This is a genomic window from Pseudomonas sp. PDM13, from assembly GCF_025685765.1.
Taxonomy (GTDB): domain Bacteria; phylum Pseudomonadota; class Gammaproteobacteria; order Pseudomonadales; family Pseudomonadaceae; genus Metapseudomonas; species Metapseudomonas solani.
Genome location: NZ_JAOTQU010000016.1, coordinates 92,092 through 114,408, shown reverse-complemented (window position 1 = coordinate 114,408; position 22,317 = coordinate 92,092). Strand labels below are relative to the sequence as shown.

21 protein-coding genes are annotated in these 22,317 nt (G+C 66.8%); 13 read left to right on the top strand and 8 right to left on the bottom strand.

Annotation, left to right across the window (positions count from 1 at the left end; translation table 11 throughout):
• Positions 1–242: 242 nt before the first annotated feature.
• The 4 genes from OEJ36_RS17490 to OEJ36_RS17475 are packed head-to-tail and all read right to left on the bottom strand — an operon-like array spanning position 243 to position 4,932.
• Positions 243–1,262, bottom strand: a complete 1,020-nt coding sequence (locus tag OEJ36_RS17490; protein ID WP_263402589.1) for a putative 2-aminoethylphosphonate ABC transporter substrate-binding protein — start codon at positions 1,260–1,262, stop codon at positions 243–245.
• 48 nt (positions 1,263–1,310) lie between these two features.
• Entirely contained in the window at positions 1,311–2,138 is an 828-nt protein-coding gene (phnX, locus tag OEJ36_RS17485; RefSeq protein ID WP_263402588.1) for a phosphonoacetaldehyde hydrolase, read from the bottom strand.
• A gap of 15 nt (positions 2,139–2,153) precedes the next feature.
• Complete coding sequence (locus OEJ36_RS17480) at positions 2,154–3,863, bottom strand: putative 2-aminoethylphosphonate ABC transporter permease subunit (RefSeq protein WP_263402587.1); 1,710 nt, start codon at positions 3,861–3,863, stop codon at positions 2,154–2,156.
• Between the two features lie 19 nt (positions 3,864–3,882).
• Positions 3,883–4,932, bottom strand: a complete 1,050-nt coding sequence (locus OEJ36_RS17475; protein WP_263402586.1) for a putative 2-aminoethylphosphonate ABC transporter ATP-binding protein — start codon at positions 4,930–4,932, stop codon at positions 3,883–3,885.
• Between the two features lie 847 nt (positions 4,933–5,779).
• Between OEJ36_RS17475 and OEJ36_RS17470 the strand changes: the two genes are divergently transcribed.
• Positions 5,780–6,460: a hypothetical protein gene (locus tag OEJ36_RS17470; RefSeq protein WP_263402585.1), complete on the top strand. Its 681-nt coding sequence runs from the start codon at positions 5,780–5,782 to the stop codon at positions 6,458–6,460.
• Between the two features lie 21 nt (positions 6,461–6,481).
• Positions 6,482–8,332 (top strand): zinc-dependent metalloprotease family protein, encoded by a 1,851-nt coding sequence (locus OEJ36_RS17465; RefSeq protein ID WP_263402584.1) that lies wholly within the window; start codon positions 6,482–6,484, stop codon positions 8,330–8,332.
• A 46-nt stretch (positions 8,333–8,378) separates the two neighbouring features.
• Here OEJ36_RS17465 and OEJ36_RS17460 read toward each other — a convergent pair whose 3' ends face one another.
• Positions 8,379–9,248: a LysR family transcriptional regulator gene (locus OEJ36_RS17460; protein ID WP_263402583.1), complete on the bottom strand. Its 870-nt coding sequence runs from the start codon at positions 9,246–9,248 to the stop codon at positions 8,379–8,381.
• Positions 9,249–9,522: 274 nt separating this feature from the next.
• Here OEJ36_RS17460 and OEJ36_RS17455 point away from each other — a divergent pair, with 274 nt between their 5' ends.
• The 3 genes from OEJ36_RS17455 to trhA all read left to right on the top strand — a co-directional run bounded on the left by OEJ36_RS17455 (position 9,523) and on the right by trhA (position 11,732).
• The gene (locus OEJ36_RS17455) at positions 9,523–9,900 is read left to right on the top strand and encodes a hypothetical protein (protein ID WP_263402582.1); all 378 of its coding nucleotides are present in this window, start codon (positions 9,523–9,525) and stop codon (positions 9,898–9,900) included.
• 170 nt (positions 9,901–10,070) lie between these two features.
• The gene (gene ppk2 / locus OEJ36_RS17450; protein WP_263402581.1) at positions 10,071–10,988 is read left to right on the top strand and encodes a polyphosphate kinase 2; all 918 of its coding nucleotides are present in this window, start codon (positions 10,071–10,073) and stop codon (positions 10,986–10,988) included.
• 126 nt (positions 10,989–11,114) lie between these two features.
• On the top strand, positions 11,115–11,732 hold the full coding sequence (trhA, locus tag OEJ36_RS17445; RefSeq protein ID WP_021217468.1) for a PAQR family membrane homeostasis protein TrhA: 618 nt from the start codon (positions 11,115–11,117) through the stop codon (positions 11,730–11,732).
• 248 nt (positions 11,733–11,980) lie between these two features.
• Here trhA and OEJ36_RS17440 read toward each other — a convergent pair whose 3' ends face one another.
• Positions 11,981–12,184: a hypothetical protein gene (locus OEJ36_RS17440; protein WP_021217469.1), complete on the bottom strand. Its 204-nt coding sequence runs from the start codon at positions 12,182–12,184 to the stop codon at positions 11,981–11,983.
• 215 nt (positions 12,185–12,399) lie between these two features.
• Between OEJ36_RS17440 and OEJ36_RS17435 the strand changes: the two genes are divergently transcribed.
• Entirely contained in the window at positions 12,400–12,963 is a 564-nt protein-coding gene (locus OEJ36_RS17435) for a GNAT family N-acetyltransferase (protein ID WP_263402580.1), read from the top strand.
• Between the two features lie 30 nt (positions 12,964–12,993).
• Here OEJ36_RS17435 and OEJ36_RS17430 read toward each other — a convergent pair whose 3' ends face one another.
• Entirely contained in the window at positions 12,994–13,320 is a 327-nt protein-coding gene (locus OEJ36_RS17430; RefSeq protein WP_263402579.1) for a hypothetical protein, read from the bottom strand.
• Between the two features lie 226 nt (positions 13,321–13,546).
• Here OEJ36_RS17430 and OEJ36_RS17425 point away from each other — a divergent pair, with 226 nt between their 5' ends.
• The 7 genes from OEJ36_RS17425 to OEJ36_RS17395 all read left to right on the top strand — a co-directional run bounded on the left by OEJ36_RS17425 (position 13,547) and on the right by OEJ36_RS17395 (position 20,799).
• Positions 13,547–14,434, top strand: coding sequence for a formate/nitrite transporter family protein (locus OEJ36_RS17425; RefSeq protein WP_263402578.1), 888 nt, complete (start codon positions 13,547–13,549; stop codon positions 14,432–14,434).
• An 80-nt stretch (positions 14,435–14,514) separates the two neighbouring features.
• The gene (locus tag OEJ36_RS17420) at positions 14,515–15,015 is read left to right on the top strand and encodes a VOC family protein (RefSeq protein ID WP_263402577.1); all 501 of its coding nucleotides are present in this window, start codon (positions 14,515–14,517) and stop codon (positions 15,013–15,015) included.
• A gap of 175 nt (positions 15,016–15,190) precedes the next feature.
• Positions 15,191–15,670: an RNA polymerase sigma factor gene (locus OEJ36_RS17415; protein WP_411861025.1), complete on the top strand. Its 480-nt coding sequence runs from the start codon at positions 15,191–15,193 to the stop codon at positions 15,668–15,670.
• A complete protein-coding gene (locus OEJ36_RS17410; RefSeq protein ID WP_263402575.1) occupies positions 15,667–16,689 on the top strand; it encodes a FecR family protein in 1,023 nt (340 codons plus the stop codon). Before OEJ36_RS17415 ends, OEJ36_RS17410 begins: the two co-directional genes overlap by 4 nt.
• Positions 16,690–17,037: 348 nt before the next feature.
• On the top strand, positions 17,038–19,662 hold the full coding sequence (locus OEJ36_RS17405; protein ID WP_263402574.1) for a TonB-dependent receptor: 2,625 nt from the start codon (positions 17,038–17,040) through the stop codon (positions 19,660–19,662).
• 137 nt (positions 19,663–19,799) lie between these two features.
• Complete coding sequence (locus tag OEJ36_RS17400) at positions 19,800–20,387, top strand: biliverdin-producing heme oxygenase (protein WP_184490492.1); 588 nt, start codon at positions 19,800–19,802, stop codon at positions 20,385–20,387.
• The gene (locus OEJ36_RS17395) at positions 20,368–20,799 is read left to right on the top strand and encodes a YbaN family protein (RefSeq protein WP_263402573.1); all 432 of its coding nucleotides are present in this window, start codon (positions 20,368–20,370) and stop codon (positions 20,797–20,799) included. Before OEJ36_RS17400 ends, OEJ36_RS17395 begins: the two co-directional genes overlap by 20 nt.
• 487 nt (positions 20,800–21,286) lie before the next feature.
• On the opposite strand, the gene tagQ is transcribed toward OEJ36_RS17395, so the two are convergent.
• The gene (tagQ, locus tag OEJ36_RS17390; protein WP_263402572.1) at positions 21,287–22,249 is read right to left on the bottom strand and encodes a type VI secretion system-associated lipoprotein TagQ; all 963 of its coding nucleotides are present in this window, start codon (positions 22,247–22,249) and stop codon (positions 21,287–21,289) included.
• Between the last annotated feature and the right edge of the window lie 68 nt (positions 22,250–22,317).

Here is a 22,317-nt window from a genome sequence, read left to right as displayed (position 1 = left end):
CCTCCCCCAGGGAGGGCATGAGGGTTCTTTTACAGCGTCCATCGAGCCCGCTCAAAGGCTCGCGAGCTAGAGATATGCAAGGCGAAAACAGGCGAAGAAGCGCAGTCTACGAGCGGTAAATGAGCATGACTCACTCCGCTCGCCCTCCGGGCCGCCCTTGCGGGCGTTCGGCAGGCAAGCCGGCCGTCTGAGCCTGTTTTCAACGCAGCAGATCCGACGCGCAGCAGCCTTTGGGCTGGCTCTTACTGAGGAAGCTTTTCGGACTTGCCGTCGTAACGCTTGCGCCACTCGGCCAGGATGCTGTCGCGGTTCTTCGACGCCCAGGCGAAGTCGTTCTTGATCAGGCGCTGCTCGTAGTCGGCGGGCAGTTCGGTCTGCGGCTTGGCGATGCCCGGCTGGGCGAGAACGGCGAAGTTCTCCTTGTACAGCTCCATGGCGGCAGGGCTGGCGGAGAAGTCGGCGAGCTTCTTGGCGGCGTCGGCGTGCTGGGTGCCCTTGATCACGCCGGTGGCTTCGATTTCCCAGCCCAGGCCTTCCTTCGGCAGGACGATGTCCAGCGGCGCGCCCTGGCGCTTCAGCTGTACGGCCGGGTATTCGAAGGAGATGCCGATGGGGAACTCGCCAGCGGCGGCCAGCTTGCACGGCTTGGAGCCGGAATGGACGTACTGGCCGATGTTCTGGTGCAGGTCATCCATGTACTGCCAGCCCTGCTTCTCGCCGAAGGTCTGCAGCCAGGCGCTGACGTCGAGGAAGCCGGTGCCCGAGGACGCCGGGTTCGGCATCACGATCTTGCCCTTGTATTCCGGCTTGGTCAGGTCCTGCCAGCTCACCGGTTTTTCCAGGCCCAGCTTCTCGGCTTCGACGGTGTTGAAGCAGATGGTGGCGGCCCACACGTCCATGCCCACCCAGGCCGGCGGGTTGGCGGCGTCGCGGTAGTTTGCGCCGATGGCGTCCAGGTGCTTGGGCGCGTACTTCTCCAGCATGCCCTGCTGGTCGAGGATGGCCAGGCTGGAAGCGGCCAGGCCCCACACGGCGTCGGCCTGGGGACGGTCTTTCTCGGCCAGCAGCTTGGCGGTGATGATGCCGGTGGAATCACGCACCCACTTGATCTCGATATCCGGGTTTTCCTTTTCGAACGCCTTCTTGTAGGCACTCAGCTGCTCGGCTTCCAGGGCGGTGTAGACGGTCAGCTCGGTGGCGGCCTGGGCCTGCAGGGAGAACCCGGCGACGACGGCGGCAGCGAGGGCGAGACGCTTGAACATGTGGAGCTCCTTGGTTGGTGTGCTGGGGTCAGGTTTGGCTTGCTGTGGTTATGCGTTGGCGGGGGTTTCGCCCTGCGCCAGGCGTGCGTTGATCAGGTCGATCACGCCCGGCAGGTCGGCGATGGTGTCGATCAGGTAGTGCGGGCGGCTCGGGGCGAACAACGCGTCGATGCGAGCGCGCTCCTCGGCCAGGCGCGCGGCCGGCAGGGCCTGGTAGGCGGCGTAATCGAGGCCGAGGAAGTTTCCGGAGAAGCGCAACGCCACGGTCCACATGCCGGCGCTGCGGCCTTCGAGGATGCCCGGCTCGGTGTCGTCCACCTTTACGCAGGCGGCGACATCGTCCAGCCCCAGGGCGATGACGTTGGCCAGCGCCTGGGCCGGGCTCGGGCGGCCCTTGGGTACTTCGTCGGTGGCGACCACGTGGTCCGGGCGGTAGCCGGCTTCGGCGGCCAGTTCCACCACCTTGTCCATCACCACCTTGGGGTAGCCGGAGCAGGTGCCGATTTTCAGGCCCCTGGCGCGCAGAGCGGCGATGGCCTCCAGGGCGCCGGGGATCAGCGCCGAATGCTCGCCGACCTTGGCGATCTGCAGGGGCATGAAGCGCTCGTAGAGGGCGGTCACGTCCTCATCCGTCGGCAGGTGGCCGAAGCGGCGCTCGAAGCGTGCGGCGATGGCCGGCACGTCGCACAGGGTGCGGATGTGGTCCCACTTGCCCATGCCCATCGGGCCGCGTGCCTCCTCGAGGCTGATCTCCACGTCGAAGCTGGCGAAGGCCTCGACGAAGATCCGCGTCGGCGCGAAGGAGCCGAAGTCGACCACGGTGCCGGCCCAATCGAGGATGGCGGCCTGCAGGTAGGTGGGGGTCTGGTAATGCATGGTGTTCTCCGTGGATCAGTGGCCGGGCGCGGTCTGGCGCCAGGCCTGGGAGCGGCGCAGCAAGCCGCGCGAGGCCCCGGCCAGCAGCAGCGAGACAGCGGCTGAGGTGAGCAGGATCAGGGTGGACATGGCGGCCGCGCCGCCGACGTTGCCGGCGTCGTCCATGTTCAGCACGGCGACGGCGGCGAGCACGCTGTCCGGGCTGTAGAGGAAGATCGCGGCGGACACGGTGGTCATGGCCGAAACGAACAGGTAGCGGACGATGTCCAGCAATGCTGGCAGGCAGATGGGCAGCGTCACCTTCAGGTAGTGGCGGTACAGCGGCATCTTCAGCGACAGGGCGGCGGCTTCGAACTCACCGTCCAACTGGCGCAGCGCGGTGGTGGCGGTCATCTGCGCGGTGGTGAGGAAGTGCGCGATGGAGCAGACCACCAGCAGCGCCATGCTGCCGTAGAGGCCGTGCAGCGGGTTGGCCGGCAGGTTGAAGAAGAAGACGTAGCCGAGGCCGAGCACCAGCCCGGGCACCGCCATGGGCACGAAGCTGAGCATGCGCAGCAACTGGTTGAGGCCGACCTGGCCGCGGGTCTTCTCCATCAGGTAGGCGCCGGTGAAGATCAGCGCGCCGCCGAACAGCGCGGTGCAGCTGGCCATGGTCAGGCTGTTGCGATAAGCCAGCCAGCCGCCACCGGCGCTCTCTTCGAAGGCGTAGTGACGCAGGGACAGCGACAGGTTGTAGGGCCAGAACTTCACCAGCGACGAGTACACCGCCATGCCCAGCACCGCCAGCAGGGCGAGGCAGACCAGCAGCACCAGGGCCAGGAAGCAGGCGTCACGCAGCCGCGAGGGTTTCGGGTGGTAGACCTGGGCGCGGCCGCTCATGGAGTCGCCCTGGCCGCGGCGCAGCCAGGCATCGACGCCGAAGCTGAGCAGCGCCGGCAGCAGCAGGATCATGCCGATCAGCGCGCCCCGGCCGAATTGCTGCTGGCCGACCACGGCCTTGTAGGCCTCAAGCGCCAGCACCTGGTAGTCGCCGCCCACCACCACCGGCACGCCGAAGTCGGTGATGCACAGGGTGAACACCAGGCAGAAGGCGGCGAACACGCCCTGGCGGGTGGCCGGCCAGGTGATGCTGCGGAAGGCCTTCCAGGGCCCGGCGCCCATGCTGGAGGCGGCGTCGAACAGGCGTGCATCGGCCAGGGACAGCGCCGACAGCAGGATCATCAGCGCGTGAGGGAAGGTGTAGATGGCCTGCCCGAGGACGATGCCCCAGAAGCCGTAGATATTGTCCGGCAACAAGCCGCGCAGCAGGCCCTGGTTGCCGAACAAATAGATCAGCGCGATGCCCGGCAGCATCGACGGTGCCAGCAGCGGCAGCAAGGAGATGCCCCGCCACAGGCCCTTGGCCGGAATCAGCGTGCGTTGCAGCGCATAGGCGAACAGATAAGCCAGCGGCACCACGATGGCGGCGACGCTGAGGGACACCTTGAGGCTGTTGCCCAGCAGCCAGTGGAGGTTGGCGCTGGCCAGCAGCTCACGCGCCGCCACCAGGCCACCGCCCTGCCCGGCTTCACCGCTGAAGCCGCGCCAGAAGATGGCCGCCAGGGGCAGCAGCACGGCAAAGGTCAGCAGCACCAGGAGCAGCAGCTTGCCGCCCACCACGAACAGGCGGTCACCCAGGTCGCTGCGTGCGGCCCGCACTGGAGCGGTCTTGAGCGATGCCGGCATTTCCATCACCCGCGCCATCTCAGGCGAACACCTGCAGGCTGCGCGACGGCAAGGCCACCCAGATATCGGCACCGCCCAGGCGCGGCAGCAGCGCCGGGTCCAGCTCCGCCAGCAGCGGGTGGCCGGGCAGCTGCTCCAGCTCGAAGCTCAGGCGGCAGCGGTTGCCGAGGAAGGTGATTTCGCGCACCTGGGCGCGGAAGCGGTTGTCATCGCCCTGCTGCGGGTCGATGGCGATGGCTTCGGGGCGGCAGAACAGGCGGCCCTGCTCGGCCCCCCCTGCGGCTTCCGGCAGGCGCAGGTTCAGCTCGCCGACCCGCGCGTGGCCATCCTGGCGCCCCTGGAACGGCAGCCAGTTGCCCTGGCCGACGAACTCGGCGACGAAGGGCGTGGCCGGGCTTTCGTAGATCTCCCGCGGGGTACCGTATTGCTCGACGCGGCCCTGGTTGATCACCGCGATGCGGTCGGCCATGAGCATGGCCTCGTCCTGGTTGTGGGTGACCATCAGGGTGGTGATGCCCAGGCTCTTCTGCAGCTGGCGCAGCTCGGTGCACAGGTGCTCGCGGACGCGGGCGTCCAGCGCCGACATGGGTTCGTCCAGCAACAGCAACGATGGCGACGGCGCCAGGGCACGGGCCAGGGCCACGCGCTGCTGCTGGCCGCCGGACAGCTGGCCGGGGAATTTCTTCTCGCTGCCGGCGAGGCCCACCAGCTCCAGCATCTCGGTTACCCGCTGGCGGGCTTCGTCGCGGCTGGCACCGGCGAGGCCGTAGGCGATGTTCTGCTGCACGCTGAGGTTGGGGAACAGCGCGTAGGACTGGAAGAGGATGCCGTAGTCACGGGCCTGGGGCGGCAGGGTGGAAATGTCGCGCGGGCCGATGTGCAGGCTGCCGCTGTCCTGGCGCTCCAGCCCGGCGATGCAGCGCAGCAAGGTGGTCTTGCCACAGCCGGAAGGCCCCAGCAGGCACACCAGCTCGCCCTCGGCGATATCCAGCGACACCCCATCCAGGGCGGTGAAGCTGCCGAAGCGCTTATGGATGTCGCGGACCTGGAGATGGGCGGCGTGATGCATGACATGACCTCGTAGAACGGTGGGCGTAGCGCAGGAAGCGCGGTACGACTCGACGAGGCTGATGCTAGGGAGGCAATGCGAAATCTATGTGGCGATAACCCAAAGCTCACCGATAGTGGCATTGGTGGATTTGGTATAGGCCAGATGGGGAAGTGGGGAGCGGAGAGCGGGAAGCTGGAAGCCGGCCCTTGCAGGTTGAGAGCAGCGGCCTGAACAAATCCTGCGGCGGATTTGGCTGCACTTCGGAACTGCAAGCACGGTGTTGTTCAAGTTGATATCAGGGTGCCGTTATTCACTATGAATTACGACTATTCGTTCACACACCCACTTATTGCGCACCACATTGAAACCTGCCGTTGGCCGGCGAATGGACAATGGATATATCGAAGTCATCAACTTCAAAACATTGAACCGGGTCATTCTTTACCAGTGAACCAGCCATCACCTTTTGATAGGTGATGTTTTACATCTCGATAAATGCGACCCCCAGCACACTGCCTGCTTTGACAGCCCCGCCGCCAGCCGCTAACGCAGACGCGGCCTGGGTCGCTCGAACTGCATCGGATTGTTCTACAAGTTCCCACAAACAATAAGAGCCCTATAAATACCCATCTCTTGTAATGCCATATTGATTGCACCTCGCCCACTGAAAGATAACAACTTCACACCCTGATACCGCCAACTCCAATCACCCGGACTTACTTCAAATAAATGAAGGTGCGGGCTCGCTCCAGCAAACAACTCCCTTCACTGTTCAGGCCGATTTAGTTGTCGCCGCCATCAATTCGTTGGCGGTGGCAATTCAGGAATGCTCGGCCCTCGCCGGGTATCGAACAAGGAGAACCCCATGCGGAAAATCTGGCTCTACCCGGCCGTCGCCCTGGTGACGGCCGGCACGACCCTCGCCATCCTGCTGCAGGACACGCCGGCGCAGAGCGGGCAGGCGCCCGTCGCCTCGGCCCCGACCGGCGCGGGCAGCGCATCCCTCCCGGCATTGCCTGGCGCAGCCGGGGCACAGGCTGCGGTCCAGACCAGCGGCCAGGCCACGGCAAATCCATCGTCCGCTGCAGCGCCGGACAGCGCCTCCGACGCGCCCCTGGCCCTGTGGGCGCCTGATTCCCTGCAGGCCGCCGAGCAAGACGGGTTGGCCGTGTACCGCACCCAGGTCGCCCCCGAGTTGCTGGGCACCTTCGCCGTGGGCCGCACCCTGGAACTGGGCGTACCGGGCCAGCAAGAGCCGCTGCGCGCCACGCTGGAGCAAACCCATAACACCGGCACCACCGCCGTGTGGACCGGCGCGGTGGAAGGCGGCAGCGACGCCGACACCCTGACCGTGGTCAAGGGCCGCCTGGAGACCCACATCACCCTCGCCACCACCGAGCAGACCCTGTCCTTCGTGGTGGACAACGCCACCGGCGCCACCCAGGTGACGGACCAGAACGAGCTGCTGATGCGTGCCACGCCGGACCCGATCATCACCCCCGACGCCAAGCAACTGCCGCCCCTGCCGCCGCCCGCCCAAGGCTGATCCCACAAGGAACGTCCCACCATGAAAAGACTCTTCATCGGCACCCTGCTGGCCGTCGCCGTACAGGCCGCCCATGCCGCCGAACCCCGCACCGTGGATCTGCTGGTGCTCTACACCAAGGACGCCCAGGCGCTGCCCAACGGCCGCGACATGGATGCGCGCATCGCCAGCTACATCGAGTACGCCAACAACGCCTACAAGAAAAGCAACGTCGACCTGCGCCTGCGCCTGGTGCACCGCCAGCTGCTGGACTGGGCCAGCTACCCCACCGTCTCCAGCCGCGACCTGGCCGCCTTCGCCGCCGACAGCCGCGTGCAGCAGCTGCGTGAAACCTATGGCGCCGACATGGTCCACCTCATCGGTCGCACCCAGGAAGGCCAGGGCTACGGCGTGTGCGGCATCGGCTACGTGCTCTCCGGGCCGAAGAACAGCGGCACCTTCCAGACCGGCTCCGCCAACAGCGCCTACGCCATCACAGGCGTCGACTGCAGCCTGAGCACCATGGCCCACGAGATCGGCCACAACATGGGCCTGCGCCACTCCTACGAGCAGGACATGACCGAGGGCTACTACCAGTCCAGCTGGCACCAGGGCACCTTCGAGTGGAGCCGTGGCTACGGCGTGCAGGGCCAGTTCTCCACCATCATGGGCTACCCCCACGTGTTCAACGCCCGCGTCCAGGCGCCGCTGTTCTCCTCGCCGCGCGTGGTCGACAGCAGCTGCGCCAACCAGGCCTGCGGCCAGGAAAACCAGGCCGACGCCGCTCGCGCGCTGAACGCCATGGCCACGCAGATCGCCGCACTGCGGGCCACCAAGGTGCCGGAGACGCAGAACCCCACCAACCCGGGCACCCCCACCACGCCGCCGACCACCCCGACCACACCACCGACGACGCCGCCCACCACGCCGACCCCGGCCTGGTGCAACAAGCCGGCACTCAAGGGCCTGGTGGCCAACGGTGAATTCCGCACTGCGGACGGCTGGCAGGGCCTGCTGGGCAGCGCGAACATGAGCCTGGTGAACGTCGGCAAGACCTGCCGCGACAACGCCCTGCTGTTCGAACTGGCCAAGGGCGGCAGCGACATCCTCGCCACCCCGGTCACCGCCCTGCGTGAAGGCACCCGCTACCGCCTGCGCGCCAAGGTCATGCTCAAGGGCGCCAATGCGCGCGGCAACATCTACCTGGGCGTCCTCCACGAGGCCAACGACCGCATCAGCTACAGCAACGCCTCGGGCCTGACCCAGTCGGTCACCAGCAGCGAGTTCACCACCCTGGAACGCACCTTCACTTACACCCGCGCCCAGACCCCGCCGCGCAGCACCTACGTGGGCCTGATCAGCCGCGACGGCCTGAGCGTGCTGGTGGACGAAGTGGAACTGACCGAAGTGGCCGAACCGACGCCCACCAACCCGACCACGCCTACCGTTCCCTCGACGCTGGGCTGGAACTTCGAAAACGGCGCGGCCGGCTGGGCGGGCTTCCACGGCACCACCCGCCTGGTCGCCCTGGGCGGCAACACCGGCACCTCGCTGGAAAGCTACGCCCGTCAGTACGAAGGCAGCGGCGCCAGCATCCCGCTGCAGGGCAAGGTGCAGGGCGGCCTGAACTACCGCCTGGCAGCCGACGTGATGATCGGCCGCAACGCCGGCATCAAGGGCCTCACCTACGGCTACCTCTACCTGGAGGATGCCAGCGGCCAGGGTCGCTACCTGCCGCTGGGTGCAAGCCCCACCCTGGGTGGTGCGTGGAGCCGCCTGCAGCAGGACGTGCAGATCCCCGCCGGCACCTACCGCCGCGTGGAGCTGCTGGTACTGGGCACCCGCAAGGACCAGTCCCTGTACCTGGACAACGTCAGCTTCAACCGGCTCTGAGCCAAGGCCCCCGGCGCTGCCGGGGGCTTCCTTTCTAGAGGGCCCTTCAGCGGCCCTCTTCGCAGGCCTCTCGCCCCAGGGCCATGAAGGCCGCCGGCAAACGCGCCTGGCGACGGTCCTTGAGGCAGTAGAGGTATTCGTCGATCTGCGGCGCCTGCTCCAGCTCGATCACGCACAGCTCCGGGTTATCCGGCACTTCGTGGCGGGCGATGATGCTGATGCCGATATTGCGGATCACCGCCTCGCGGATGGATTCGCGGCTGCCGATCTCCAGCAGCGGGCCGATGTCCAGCCCGGCCTTTTCCAGTAGCGCCTCGGTGAGCTGGCGAGTGATGGAGCCGCGTTCACGCATCAGCAGGTTGTGGCCCTTGAGCGCGGCGATATCCACCGACACGCGCCCGGCCAGGGGGTGGCTGCGGTGCACCGCCAGCACCAGTGGGTCGCTGCCCAGCACCAGGCGGATGAGGCGGTGGTCGTCGAGCTTCTGCGACGAGGCGGCCAGGTCCACGCGGTATTCCTCCAGCGCCTCCAGCACCTGCTGGGAATTGCCGATCTCCACCGAGACCTCGATCTGCGGGTAGCGCTCGCGGAAGGTCCGCACCAGCCCGAGGATGTAATAGGGCGAGGTGGCACCGATGCGCAGGCTGCCCTGCATCTGCCCGCTGTTACGCAGGAAGAACTCGATATCGGCTTCCTGCTGCAGCAGCACCTTGACCATGGGCAGCAGGCGCGCGCCCTCCTCGCTCACGGTCAGCCGGCGGCCACCGCGATGGAAGAGCTCGACGGCGTACTGGCCTTCCAGGTTGCGGATCTGGGTGGTGACGGTCGGCTGGCTCAGGCCCAGCTTCTTGGCGGCCTGGGTGATGCTGCCCAGGCGCGCGACCATGTAGAACGCCTTGAGCTCGGCACTGAGCATGAGGGCTGCTTTCCAATAGAAGGGAGGCGGCGAGTATAAGCGCGACGGCAGCCGTTGCGATCGTGCCGACACAACCACCGGCGAAGTGGCTACTGAGTCACAGGCACTAGCACACCCGTACTATTCAAGCCTTTCGCCTCCCTCCCTAGACTCCCCTCCAGGCGCCATGGCCCGCCCGCCAGTTCCGGGTCCTGCGGCCCCCTCCCGCCGCCACGCCGATAACGACACCTGCCGCCCCAGGCAGGCCCGGATCACGCACCAAAGGAATGCCCCCATGAAACTCCAAGGAATCGCCGCCGGTTTCGCCCTCGCCTCCACCCTGCTCACCACCGGCTGCATCCCGCAGAACGGCCAGACCCAAGGCCTGTTCACGCCCCCGGCTACCAACAATGCCGCCGCCGGCACCCAGGTCGCCTCGGCCAATGCCCCCTGCACCCCGAATGCCACCGCCGACCTGATCTCCACCGGCCGCAGCCTGCTGGAAATCGGCACCAGCATCATGCAGACCAAGGCCAACATGAATAACGCCAACAATGGCTACAACAGCTACACCATGCAGGACGTCGAGAACGCCCAGAAGATCAACAAGGGCAACGAGATTCTCAACAACGTCGAAGCCATGACCGGCGGTGCCCAGGCCCCCTGCAGCTGATAGCGTTTCCCCCGTCGCCTTGAGTACAGGGATGTACGGGGCGCCGGGTTTTCCCTCCCCGAGCAACGAGCCCGCGCCTGCGCGGGCTCGCTCGTTCCAGGGCCCCTGTCACTTCCGTGTCACAAAAGAGTCATAACCTCCGCAAAATCGATAAACCAAGGAGGTGGCAGATGAGCTTTGGCAACGACCTGCTGGCACAGCGCATCCATCGTGAGCTGCTGGACCACAGCGACGAAGAACTCGAACTGGAGCTGCTGGAAGACGGCCACGACCTGGACGCCTACTTCGACAACCACGTCGAGGACAACCCCGGCCGTCAGGCACGGCGTAACTACTTCCAGGAGCTGTTCCGCCTGCAGGGCGAGCTGGTGAAGCTGCAGAGCTGGGTGGTCAAGACCGGGCACAAGGTGGTGATCCTCTTCGAAGGCCGCGACGCCGCCGGCAAGGGCGGTGTGATCAAGCGCATCACGCAGCGCCTCAACCCCCGCGTATGCCGGGTCGCCGCCCTGCCGGCCCCCAACGACCGCGAGCAGACCCAGTGGTACTTCCAGCGCTACGTCTCGCACCTGCCGGCCGCCGGCGAGATCGTCCTGTTCGACCGCAGCTGGTACAACCGCGCCGGCGTCGAGCGGGTGATGGGCTTCTGCAACGACGAGCAGTACGAGGAGTTCTTCCGCACCGTGCCCGAGTTCGAGCGCATGCTGGTGCGTTCCGGCATCCAGCTGGTGAAGTACTGGTTCTCCATCTCCGACCAGGAACAGCACCTGCGCTTTCTGGCACGCATTCACGACCCGCTCAAGCAGTGGAAGCTCAGCCCCATGGACCTTGAATCCCGCCGCCGCTGGGAGGCCTACACCAAGGCCAAGGAGATCATGCTCGAGCGCACCCACATCGAAGAGGCGCCCTGGTGGGTGGTGCAGGCCGACGACAAGAAGAAGGCGCGGCTCAACTGCATCCACCACCTGCTCAGCCAGATGCCCTACGAGGAAGTGGAGCAGCCCAGCGTGCAGCTGCCGCAACGCCTGCGCCACGCCGACTACGTGCGCAACCCGACGCCCCGGGAAATCCTCGTGCCCGACGTGTACTGACCGCCATTCCGGCGTGACTCGCCCGCGCGTCAACGCATCGCAAACACACAACGCTCGCGGCGCGCGGCGTTTTCAGCGATAAAGGCCGCCGCGCTGCGCAGTCGCAGCGACTCGAGGAAGCGATGCATGTACCACGGAGAACGATTCAACGCCTGGACGCACCTGGTGGGCGCGGTGCTCGCCGGCATCGGCGCCATCTGGCTGCTGGTCCTGGCGGCCCTGGATGGGAGCACGGCGAAGATCGTCAGCGTCGCCATCTACGGCGTGACGCTGGTGATGCTCTACAGCATCTCCACGGTCTATCACAGCGTCCGTGGGCGGGCGAAGGTGATCATGCGCAAGCTCGATCACCTGTCGATCTATCTGCTCATCGCCGGTAGCTACACGCCCTTCTGCCTGGTCACCCTGAAAGGCGCCTGGGGCTGGACGCTGTTCGGCATCGTCTGGACGCTCGGCATCATCGGCATGCTGCAGGAGATCAAGCCGCGCTCGGAAGCCCGCGTGCTGTCGATCATCATCTACGCGGTGATGGGCTGGATCGTGCTCATCGCCATCAAGCCGCTCATCGCCGCCCTGGGCACCACCGGTTTCACCTGGCTCGCCGCGGGCGGGGTGTTCTACACCGTCGGCATCATCTTCTTCGCCTTCGACAGCCGCTTCCGCCACTGGCACGGCATCTGGCACCTGTTCGTCATCGCCGGCAGCCTGCTGCACTTCGTGGCGATCCTGCGTTTCGTGGTGTAACGACAGGTAGGGGCGAATTCATTCGCCCAGCAGGCCGTAGGGCTGCCATCGCTCGGTGCCTCCCGGCAGCACCGCTTGGTGGATGAAAAGAGCGTCATCCACCCTACACACCGGTTAGCACCGTGCCGCTGCGGACTCCCCCTCCCTGTGGGAGCGGCTTCAGCCGCGAAAGACCCGCCGCCAGCACATGGCCATGCGAGCGGCCGGACACCCCATCGCGAATGAATTCGCTCCCACTGGGCAAAGGCTCAATCCCGGCGCGAATAGGCCCGGGGCATGAGGCCGCCGGACATCAGGGCGTCGCCCATGGAGGCCGATGACGGCCGCGCGCCTGGCGTTCGGGCCGTGAGCAGGCCGGCTAGCAGCGGCGAGGATGGCCGCTCCGGGCCGTCGCAGCCCAGGAGCAGCAGTTCGATCAACGCGTGTGCGGATGCACAGTCCCGATTGTCCATGGGTGTTCTCCGGCAATGGCTTTGTCCTTACGCTACTGCCCGTCGCAGAGCGGAAATTGACCTGGGTCAGTCCCGTCCACGACGCCCCTGCGACAACCCGGCGCAGGGCACCGTCCAGTGCATTTTGACTTCGATCAATCAAACGTCCCGCCAGAAGGGTAAACAGGAGGCATAGGCGCAATGCGCCGCCCCTTTTCCCTTACCTGGAGACAGCCATGTCCGCACTCAACTCCGCCCTCGCCGCCAAGCCGCTGCACCAATCGCCACGAGGCGATTACTGGATCGAGCCCCTGGAAGACGGCACCCATGTGCTCATCCGGCCCTTGCGCGAAGAGGATCGCGAGCGCGAGCGCGCCTTTATCAACCGCCTGTCACCGGAGGCCCGTCACAACCGCTTCCTCGGTGAGTTCCGCGAAGTGGCCCCGGCACTGCTCAACCAACTCATGGATGTCGACGACAAGGACCGCGTCGCCCTGGTGGCCCTGGCCCATGTGGACGGCGAACTGCTGGAAGTCGGCATCAGCCGCTACGCCAAGGTCGGCGAGCTCGGCCAGTGCGAATTCGCCGTGACCGTGGCCGATGAATGGCTGCGTCGCGGCCTCGGCAGCATCCTCTTCGAACACCTGGCGGACAGCGCCCGGCGCAACGGCTTCCGCCAGCTCTACTCCATCGACTCGGCCAGCAACGCCGGCATGCGCGGCCTGGCCCGCAAGCTCGGCCTGCAGCGTCGCCGCGATGCCGAAGACCCGACCCAGGTGATCCACCGCCTGGACCTGTAACCGCTCATCCCACCTTCGCGCGCAGGCCCCTCAGCGGGCCTGCCGTCCCGGCGGCACACCATGGCCCGCGCCTGCCAATGCAGCGAAGCGCGGTTCCGCCAGGCGCGCCGACCAACCCAGCCAGCCCGCCGATGAACCGGCGCCCGTGCGCGCCACACTCAGCTGCACGTGGATATGCCCCACCATGCAGACGCTCATGCCATCCATGTTGAAGTAGGTGCACGCCTGCTGGGTGTCCTCGCAGCCGGCCGATCTGTCCTGGTAAACGGGCTCGCCCTGCTCCGCCGCATGGAACGCCAGGTCGGTGATCAGCCCGGTGCGTTCGGTGCCGCTGCGCTTGCTCAGGTCCCATCCCATCTTCTTTCGTTGCCCTGAAAGCCGAAGGCCTGGTGGCGAACTGCCGACGTGACCGCAGCCCTCGCCCAGGGCGGCCGCGCCTCGCTGTGGTCGCCGGCGCCCGATTCGGCTCCGACGGCATAGTGAACAAAGAGTAGCCAGCCCTCGTGAGCTGACAAGCAGCAAGCGGCGAACTTCCCGGGCGTTCCGACGATCAACCGATACGCCAATCACCAGCGGAGTCGCCATGAGCCAGGCCAAAGACGGCAAGACACCGGGGTTGTCCGCCCGGGAGAAACAGGACGTCAACGAAAACCAGCCACCCCGGGCCGCCGTCCTCCACGAGATCATCCGTACCCAGGGCGACCAGGAGCTGGAGCGCAACGCCGCTGCGCTCTGGTGGTCGGCCCTGGCCGCCGGGCTGACCATGGGCCTGTCGCTGATGGCCATGGGGCTGTTCAACGCGCGCCTGCCCGCTGGCGAGGCGAGCAAGGTGATCGCCAGCCTCGGCTACTCGGCGGGCTTCCTCGCGGTGATCCTCGCGCGCCAGCAACTGTTCACCGAGAACACCCTCACCGCCGTGCTGCCGGTGATGAGCAAACCCACCCTGAACAACTTCGGCCGCCTGCTGCGCCTGTGGAGCGTGGTGCTCGCCGGCAACCTGGCCGGCACCCTGCTGGTGGCCTGGGTGATGCTGCGCCTGCCGATCTTCGATGCCGCCACCGATGCTGCCTTCCTCGACATCGGCCGCAAGGTGATGGAGAACGACGTCAACCAGATGTTCGCCAAGGGCATCGTCTCCGGCTGGATGATCGCCACCATGGTCTGGATGATCCCCTCCCAGGAAAGCGCCAAGCTGTGGATCATCATCCTCATCACCTACCTGATGGCCCTGGGCGACTTCACCCACATCGTGGTCGGCTCGGCCGAGGTCTCCTACCTGGTGTTCGCCGGGCACCTGGACTGGCGCGAGTTCTGGCTGACCTTCGCCGGCCCCACCCTGGCCGGCAACATCGTCGGTGGCAGCCTGATCTTCGCCCTGATCAGCCACGCCCAGGTGCGCAGCGACGGCGACAGCCCCCGGCCCACCCGGGATACCGAGCCCACGCCCCGACGCAAGGCCACCCGCCGCTGAACGGTTGTCGATCCGGCGCCACGCCAGACGACCAGGGGTATGCCGGCTATCCTCGAACCGGCCCGCACTGGAGAACCGCCATGCCCATCCGCCCGCGCATCACCCCCTGCCTGTGGTTCGACGATCAGGCCGAAGCCGCCGTCGATTTCTACATCGGCATCTTCCCCGACTCGCGGATCACCGCCGTCACCCGCTACGGCGAGGCCGGCAAGGAAATCCACGGTCGCCCCGCCGGCAGCGTGCTGACTCTGGCCTTCGAGCTGGACGGCCAGGCCTTCACCGCCCTCAACGGCGGCCCGGTGTTCCAGTTCAACGAAGCCCTCTCGCTGCAGGTGGATTGCCGCGACCAGGCCGAGGTCGACCACTACTGGAACGCACTGGGTGCCGGCGGCCCGGTGGAAGCCCAGCAATGCGGCTGGCTCAAGGACAGGTTCGGGCTGTCCTGGCAGATCGTGCCGCAGGTGCTGCCCGCCATGCTGCAGACATCGGACGCGGTGAAATCCCAGCGCGCCTTCCAGGCCATGCTGGGCATGAAGAAGCTGGATATCGCCGCCCTGCAGAAGGCCTTCGACGGCCGCTGAGCGGAGCGAACGGCGCCCGGAGCCCCACGGGACGGGGCCTCCAGGCGATGGCGAGGTTGCGGGACGCGGTAGCTAGCCGATACCAATAAAACTGATTATCATTTGCGCCATTTTCCAGTGGCCGGATGCTGCAGTGACCCCCTCCAACCTCGACAGCGTGTTCCTCGCCCAGCGCATGCCCCTGCTGCGTACCCTGGCCAGGATGGTGAAGAACCCCAGCGTCGCCGAGGACCTGGTGCAGGAGACCTACCTGCGCGTCGCCCGCACCCTGGCCGAACGCCCCATCGACCACCTCGAACCCTTCCTCTTCCAGACCGGCCGCAACCTGGCCCTCGACCACCTGCGGCACATGCGCATGCAATCGCGCACGCTGATGGACGATGTGCCCGACGAAGTCATCCAGGCCGTTGCCGCGCCCATCTCCTCGGCCGAGGACGGGCTCCACGCGGAGAAACTCCTGCAGCGCCTGGGCAGCACCCTGTCCCAGCTGACCCAGCGCCAGCAGCGCATCTTCATCCTCAGCCGCCTGCACGGGCATGGCTACGCGGAGATCGCCGAAGAGCTGGATGTGTCGCCCAGCACGGTGCAAAAGGAACTCAAGCTGATCATGGCGATCTGCATGAACCTGCTCAGCCGCCTGGATCCGCCGACATGAAGGACTTCCGCTCGGCCTCGGGTTCGACAAGAATAGGCGCCCCCGAATCCGAGGTACGCGCCGTGCCCCAGCCTGATCCCGTTCCGCCCGCAGCCGGCCCCGGTGCCGACGACGCGCGCCTGGGCGAAGCGCTGGACTGGCTGATCCTCCTCGACAACGCCGACGCCGAATGCCGCGCCCGCTTCGAGGCCTGGATGGCCGCCTCGCCGGACAACGCCCTGGCCTTCCGCCTGGCCCAGAGCCTCTGGCAGTCGCCGCTGCTCACCGCCGCCGCCGCTCGCCTCGACCGTGAACACAAGCGCCCGGTCCGCCGCGCCCTGCTCAAGCCCCTGGCCGCAGCCGCCGTGCTGCTCCTGGCGGTGGGCGTGGGCCTGCAGAGCGACCTGCTGCTGCGCCTGCGCGCCGACCACCTCACCGATGTCGGCCAGCGCCAGAACCTGGAGCTCGCCGACGGCTCGCGCATCCTGCTCAACACCGACACCGCCTTCTCCAGCCGCATCGATGACCAGCAGCGCAGTGCCCGCCTCTACCAGGGCGAGGCCTACTTCGACGTCGCCCACGACCGCAGCCGCCCCTTCGAGGTGGACGCCGGCCCGGTGCAGGTATCGGTGCGCGGCACCGCCTTCGCCGTGCGCTACCTGGGTGACGAGGCCGAAGTCAGCGTCGAGCGCGGCGAAGTCGACCTGCGCTCGCGGGAAGACAACGCCCGTGTCAGCCTCAGCGCCGGCGACAGCATCCGCATCGGGCCCGCCGGTTTCGGTGACCGCCGCCACGGCAAGGCCGACCAGCTGGCCTGGGTCAAGGGCCGTCTGGTGTTCGAAGACTGCCCCATGCGTGAAGTGCTGGCCGAGCTCCGTCGCTACTACCCGGGCTGGATCATCAGCACCGACGAGCGCCTGGGCGAGCGCACCGTCACCGGCAACTACCGCCTGGACGATCCCCTGGGCGTGGTGCGCTCCCTCGCCCACATCACCTCGGCCAAGCTCCACGAATTCCCCGCCCTGGTCATCCTCGACTGAATGGACGGGCCGTCCGCGCCCACCCCACTCGCTGCATGAGGGCGATTAACCGGGCGTAGGGTGGACCGCGCTTCATCGGTCCACCGTTCGGGCTCGCCGGTCACTCCGTTGGTGGATGAAAAGAGCGTCATCCACCCTACGCAGCCATGCGTTCGCGCTCACCAAGGCGCAGCCCTGTTGCCGGTTCGGAGGCCTCGCCCGGCACGCGCCTATGGGCCTTGTCACGCCCCGTCGGAACAACCCCGAAATTATTTTTACGCGATTGCGATTTCTCGTTCGTCTCGTCAAAAGCCAATGACACTGATTCGCATTAGAAATGCGATTAACGGACCGAAGAGAGCCGCTCCCATGACCACCCGCTCAAACCGCCCCACCCTGCGCCTGTCCGCCCCCACCGGCGTGTCGCTGCTGGCCCTGTCCATCGCCCTGGGCAGCCTGCCCATCGGCATCGCCCAGGCCGCCGAAACCGGTGTCGCGCCGACCCAGCTGGCCAGCCAGAGCGGTTACAGCTTCGCCATCGCCCGCCAGCCCCTGGTGGAAGCGCTCAACGCCTTCAGCGCCGTGAGCGGCTGGCAGGTCGGCCTCTCTTCCGATCTCGCCGCTGGCGTGCAGTCTCCCGGCGTCAACGGTCGCCTGCCGGCCGAACAGGCCCTGCAGCGCCTGCTGGCAGGCACCGGCCTGGAATACCGCGCCGTCGGCGAGCGCAGCGTGGTGCTGGTACGCACCCCGGCCAAGGGCCTGGCCATGGAGCTGAACCCCACCACCGTGACCGCCACCCGCCACGAGCAGAGCGCCAGCACCGTGCCGGTCACCGTCAGCGTGAAGAGCCGCGAACAGCTGGACCGCAAGAACGTCAACAACATCCGCGACCTGGTGCGTGACGAGCCGGGCGTCTCCGTCGGCGGCGCCGGCCAGCGCGCCGGCACCAGCGGCTACAACATCCGTGGCATCGATGGCGACCGCGTACTGACCCAGATCGACGGCGTCGAAGTACCGGCCAGCTTCTTCTACGGCCCCTACGCCCAGACCCACCGCAACTACGTGGACCCGGAAATCGTCAAGCGCGTGGAAATCCTCCGCGGCCCGGCTTCGGCCCTCTACGGCAGCAACGCCATCGGCGGCGCGGTGAGCTACTTCACCCTGGATGCCGACGACATCATCAAGCCCGGCAGCGATGTCGGCGCCCGCCTGAAGACCGGCTACAGCTCCGCCGACGACAGCTGGCTCAACTCGGCCACCGTCGCCGGCCGCCACGAGCAGTTCGACGCCCTGCTGCACCTGTCCCAGCGCAACGGCCACGAGACCGAATCCTTCGGCGGCCACGGCGGCACCGGCCTGGACCGCACCGAAGCCAACCCGGAAGACGTGCGCTCCACCAACGTTCTGGCCAAGCTGGGCTGGAACTACAACGACACCGACCGCCTGCAACTGACCTACGAGAAGTACAAGGACGATCGCGACACCAACCAGCTCAGCGCCGTTGGCGGCCCCTTCAACGCCCCCACCATCGGCGTGGGCTCCGGCTACTACAAGTCGCGCAGCGGCAACGACACCATCACCCGCGAGCGCTTCGGCCTGGAACACACCGTCGCCCTCGACAGCCTGCTGGCCGACAACCTGAAGTGGAGCCTGAACTACCAGATCGCCAAGACCGATCAGAGCACCCAGGAACGCTACGTCCCCAGCAACCCCTTCACCGGCGTCATCTCCCGTGACGTGATGCGCTACCGCGACACCTACTACAAGGACCGTCTGTGGGTGATCGATGCGCAACTGGACAAGGCCTTTAGCCTGGGCGATACCGAGCACCTGCTGACCTATGGCCTCAACCTCAAGCACCAGGAAGTCACCGGCCTGCGCAGCGGCACCGCCTTCTGCTACACCTCCATCGGCACGTGCACCAACCGCGTCGGCCAGGTCAGCCCCACCGCCAGTGACAGCCTGACCCCGCAGAGCGATTTCCCCGATCCCACCGTCAAGACCTACGCCCTGTTCGCCCAGGATGAAATCCGCTGGAACCAGTGGACCTTTCTCCCCGGCGTTCGCTATGACCGCACCGACCTCGAGCCCGAGCTGACCCCGGACTACCTGCGCACCATCGGTACCAGCGCCTTCCGCCCGAGCGACGAAACCAAGCATTGGCAGCGTGTATCGCCGAAGTTCGGCGTGACCTACGCCTTCGACGACAACTACACCTGGTTCGGCCAGTACGCCGAAGGCTTCCGCACCCCCAACGCCAAGGAAATGTACGGCCGCTTCGAGAACACCTCCCTGGGCTACATCGTCGAGCCCAACCCGGACCTGGAACCGGAGAAGAGCCGCAGCCTGGAAACCGGCCTGCGTGGCAACTTCGAAGGCGGCAGCTTCGACGTGGCGGTGTTCTACAACCGCTACCGCGACTTCCTCGACAACGATGCCGTCGGCCGCAGCGGCAGCCTGACCGTGTTCCAGAGCAAGAACATCGGCCGTGCCAGCATCCGCGGCATGGAGGTCAAGGGGCGCCTGGACCTGGAGCATTTCGGTGCCTTCCCGGGCCTCTACACCCAGGGCTCCATTGCCTATGCCCGTGGCCGCAACGACGAAACCGGCCAGCCGCTGAACAGCATCAACCCGCTGACCGGCGTATTCGGCCTGGGCTACGAGCAGGACGCCTTCGGCACCCAGCTGAGCTGGACCCTGGTCAAGCGCAAGACGCGCATCGACGAGGACAACTTCAACTCCCCGGATGGCAGCCCCAGCCAGTTCGCCACCCCGGGCTTCGGCATGCTCGACCTGACCGGCTACTACAAGCTGACCGACGACCTCACCGTCAACGCCGGCCTCTACAACCTGACCGACAAGAAGTACTGGCTGTGGGATGACGTGCGCGGCTACGACGGCGTCGGCGAAGCCGGCGTGACCGCCCCGGCCAACCTCGACCGCCTGACCCAACCGGGCCGCAACTTCTCCGTCAACCTCGTCTGGGACATCTGATCGCCGCCGGCCAGGCCTCCCCTCCTGCTTCGGCGTGATGGGGAGGCCGCCAGGCGCGACACCACCTTGCGGGCATTTTTACGCGATGGACAGGCTCGTTCGTCTCGTCAACAGAAGCCAATTTTCAGGATGACTCCATGACCAGCACCCTCCGTTCCCAACGCATCAACCAGATCACCCACGCGCCCCACGCCGAGCTGGACCAGGCGGTGAAAGCCAACGATCCCTTCGCCAACCGCGAGAACTTCTCCCGCTTCGTGGTCGCCCAGTACCTGTTCCAGGCCGAGCTGCAGAGCCTGTACCAGGACGCCGCGCTGGTGGAAGTATTCCCCGACCTGCCCGCCCGCTGCCGTGCCGAGCAGGCGCGCCTGGACCTGGCCGACCTGGACACCGACGTACCCGCCCCGGTCGCCGGCGCCGTGCAGAACCCCAGCTTCGCCGAAGCCCTGGGCTGGCTGTTCGTTTCCGAAGGCTCCAAGCTTGGCGCCGCCTTCCTGATCAAGCGCGTCGCCGCACTGGGCCTGACCGAAGAAGTAGGTGCCCGTCACCTGGGTGAGCCCGCCGGCGGCCGCGCCGAAGGCTGGAAGAGCTTCACCCGCACCCTCGACGGCCTGGAACTGAGCGCCGAACAGGAAGCCGATGTGGACAAGGGCGCCCTCGCCGCCTTCAACCGCTTCCGTGAGCTGCTGCAACACGCCTACGCCAGTGCCGACACCCCCGCCTGAGTCCCTGGCCGGCGACCTCCCGGTCGCCGCGCCCGCTCCATCGCGTTCGCGCATCAGCCGCCTGCTCTTCGCCCTGCTGGCCTACACCAGCCTGGGCGTCGGCATGGTCGGCCTGGTGCTGCCGGGCCTGCCCACCACCGAATTCGTTTTGCTCGCCGCCTGGGCCGCCTCGAAGAGTTCGCCGCGCCTGGCCAACTGGCTGGAAAACCACCGCCTGTTCGGCCCCATTCTCAAGAACTGGCGCAACGGCCGCGCCATCGCCCGCCGTGCCAAGCTCGCCGCCAGCGCCTCGATGCTCCTGGCCCTGGCCATCATGCTCATCACCCTGCCCCACGGCGCCTGGCTCTACCTGGTCATGGCCGGCATGCTGCTCGGCAACCTGTGGATCTGGTCGCGTCCGGATCGGCGCTAAGCCGCCTTCCCGTCCTATAAATGCAGAAGCTTCGCGAGCAGAGCTCGCTCCTACGGCTCGGTATTGCCCTGTAGCCCAACGCCACCTGTGGGAGCGGTTTCAACCGCGAATTGCACCGTGCCCGACCATCGCGAATGAATTCGCTCCCACGGGCAACCCTGCGGGTTGCTTGGCGACTGAAGTCGCCCCTACAGGTGCCATGCATCAGCTTGTAGGGCGGGTGAAACCCGCGTGGCTCTGTGCCCATCACCGTCGGGTTACACCCGACCTACGACCCAGCAACAGGGCGTGATCCTGTGGGAGCGGTTTCAACCGCGAATGGGCACGGTGCAACAGGGGGGACTGTGTAGGGGCGAATTCATTCGCCCACGGACTTGCCGCACCACGAATGGCCACAAGGGAATAAAGGAAGGGGAATCGCGGGAGAGGAATCACCCGCCCAGGCGGGCGGGTGAAGCAGGCGGGCTCGGCTGGGCCCGCCGAGGGGTCAGGCCTTGGAGGCGCAGCTGGCCGGGGCCCAGTCACCCATATCGGGGCTGTTGCACACGTCGCTGACCATGGTCTGGCCACGGCTGGCGACTTTCTGGCTTTCGGCGCGCTTGGCTTCGGCCTGTTGCAGGGTGCGCTCGGTGCTCACCGCTTCCTTCGGCACGGCCTTGGCAGTGGTGGTGGTCTTCTTCGGCGGTGTGGTGGTCTTGGTGTTGGCCTTGGTCGTGGTCTTGGTGGTAGCCGGGGTGACCGGCGTCTCGGCGGCGACGACCTGGCTCACGTCCTTGCGCTCGACACCGACGGTCTGCAGGTCTTTTTCATAGGCCTGGGTGTAGGTGTTGATGTTCTCGCCGGCACGGCCGTCGACGGCGGCCATCAGGGCGTTGGTTTCGTTCAGCCCGCTGACGATCTCGGCCAGGCGCAGGCGGCCCTCGGTCTCGCTCACGGTCTTGGCCTTGCGCGAGGCCTGCAGCGAGGCGAACTCGCGCTGGTAGCAGTTCTGCGCGGCGCTGGCGTACTGGATGCTGCGGTCGATCTCGCCGCTGCTGCGATTGATGTCGCTGGCGTAGGAGGCAATGCGCGCGTTGTCGTCGGCGATCTGCTGCTGGCGAGCGGTGTAGTAACCGGCTGCGCCACCCACCAGTGCGCCACCGGCGGCGCCGATCAGGGCGTTGCGGCCGGCATGGTCGTCACTGGACAGGCCGCCGGCGATCGCGCCGAGCACGCCGCCGGCGATGGCGCCGGTGGCGACCGACTGGGTCATCGCCTGGTCGGAGGCACGCAGCTGGCTGACCGGCTGGTAGCACTGCGGGTAGTACTCGGCCTTGGTGCTGGCCGCGACCTTGGAGCTGGGCGAGCCCATCCCGGCGCAGCCGGTGAGCAGCACGCTGGTGCAGGTGACGGCGGTGAACAGTGCAGTGCGTACTGCGGAAAATGCGGGAATGTTACGTGGGGTTGCCATGGTCATTGCTCTCGTTCTTGAGTGTGTCTAACAGGCCGCTGAGAAACTACGCCTACGTTTCCCAGCGG

What these genes read in the sequence shown, in the direction of transcription:
- OEJ36_RS17490 (WP_263402589.1), bottom strand. Translation starts at nt 1,262, where the DNA reads ATGTTCAAGCGTCTCGCCCTCGCTGCCGCCGTCGTCGCCGGGTTCTCC.
- phnX (WP_263402588.1), bottom strand. Translation starts at nt 2,138, where the DNA reads ATGCATTACCAGACCCCCACCTACCTGCAGGCCGCCATCCTCGATTGG.
- OEJ36_RS17480 (WP_263402587.1), bottom strand. Translation starts at nt 3,863, where the DNA reads ATGCCGGCATCGCTCAAGACCGCTCCAGTGCGGGCCGCACGCAGCGAC.
- OEJ36_RS17475 (WP_263402586.1), bottom strand. Translation starts at nt 4,932, where the DNA reads ATGCATCACGCCGCCCATCTCCAGGTCCGCGACATCCATAAGCGCTTC.
- OEJ36_RS17470 (WP_263402585.1), top strand. Translation starts at nt 5,780, where the DNA reads ATGCGGAAAATCTGGCTCTACCCGGCCGTCGCCCTGGTGACGGCCGGC.
- OEJ36_RS17465 (WP_263402584.1), top strand. Translation starts at nt 6,482, where the DNA reads ATGAAAAGACTCTTCATCGGCACCCTGCTGGCCGTCGCCGTACAGGCC.
- OEJ36_RS17460 (WP_263402583.1), bottom strand. Translation starts at nt 9,248, where the DNA reads ATGCTCAGTGCCGAGCTCAAGGCGTTCTACATGGTCGCGCGCCTGGGC.
- OEJ36_RS17455 (WP_263402582.1), top strand. Translation starts at nt 9,523, where the DNA reads ATGAAACTCCAAGGAATCGCCGCCGGTTTCGCCCTCGCCTCCACCCTG.
- ppk2 (WP_263402581.1), top strand. Translation starts at nt 10,071, where the DNA reads ATGAGCTTTGGCAACGACCTGCTGGCACAGCGCATCCATCGTGAGCTG.
- trhA (WP_021217468.1), top strand. Translation starts at nt 11,115, where the DNA reads ATGTACCACGGAGAACGATTCAACGCCTGGACGCACCTGGTGGGCGCG.
- OEJ36_RS17440 (WP_021217469.1), bottom strand. Translation starts at nt 12,184, where the DNA reads ATGGACAATCGGGACTGTGCATCCGCACACGCGTTGATCGAACTGCTG.
- OEJ36_RS17435 (WP_263402580.1), top strand. Translation starts at nt 12,400, where the DNA reads ATGTCCGCACTCAACTCCGCCCTCGCCGCCAAGCCGCTGCACCAATCG.
- OEJ36_RS17430 (WP_263402579.1), bottom strand. Translation starts at nt 13,320, where the DNA reads ATGGGATGGGACCTGAGCAAGCGCAGCGGCACCGAACGCACCGGGCTG.
- OEJ36_RS17425 (WP_263402578.1), top strand. Translation starts at nt 13,547, where the DNA reads ATGAGCCAGGCCAAAGACGGCAAGACACCGGGGTTGTCCGCCCGGGAG.
- OEJ36_RS17420 (WP_263402577.1), top strand. Translation starts at nt 14,515, where the DNA reads ATGCCCATCCGCCCGCGCATCACCCCCTGCCTGTGGTTCGACGATCAG.
- OEJ36_RS17415 (WP_411861025.1), top strand. Translation starts at nt 15,191, where the DNA reads ATGCCCCTGCTGCGTACCCTGGCCAGGATGGTGAAGAACCCCAGCGTC.
- OEJ36_RS17410 (WP_263402575.1), top strand. Translation starts at nt 15,667, where the DNA reads ATGAAGGACTTCCGCTCGGCCTCGGGTTCGACAAGAATAGGCGCCCCC.
- OEJ36_RS17405 (WP_263402574.1), top strand. Translation starts at nt 17,038, where the DNA reads ATGACCACCCGCTCAAACCGCCCCACCCTGCGCCTGTCCGCCCCCACC.
- OEJ36_RS17400 (WP_184490492.1), top strand. Translation starts at nt 19,800, where the DNA reads ATGACCAGCACCCTCCGTTCCCAACGCATCAACCAGATCACCCACGCG.
- tagQ (WP_263402572.1), bottom strand. Translation starts at nt 22,249, where the DNA reads ATGGCAACCCCACGTAACATTCCCGCATTTTCCGCAGTACGCACTGCA.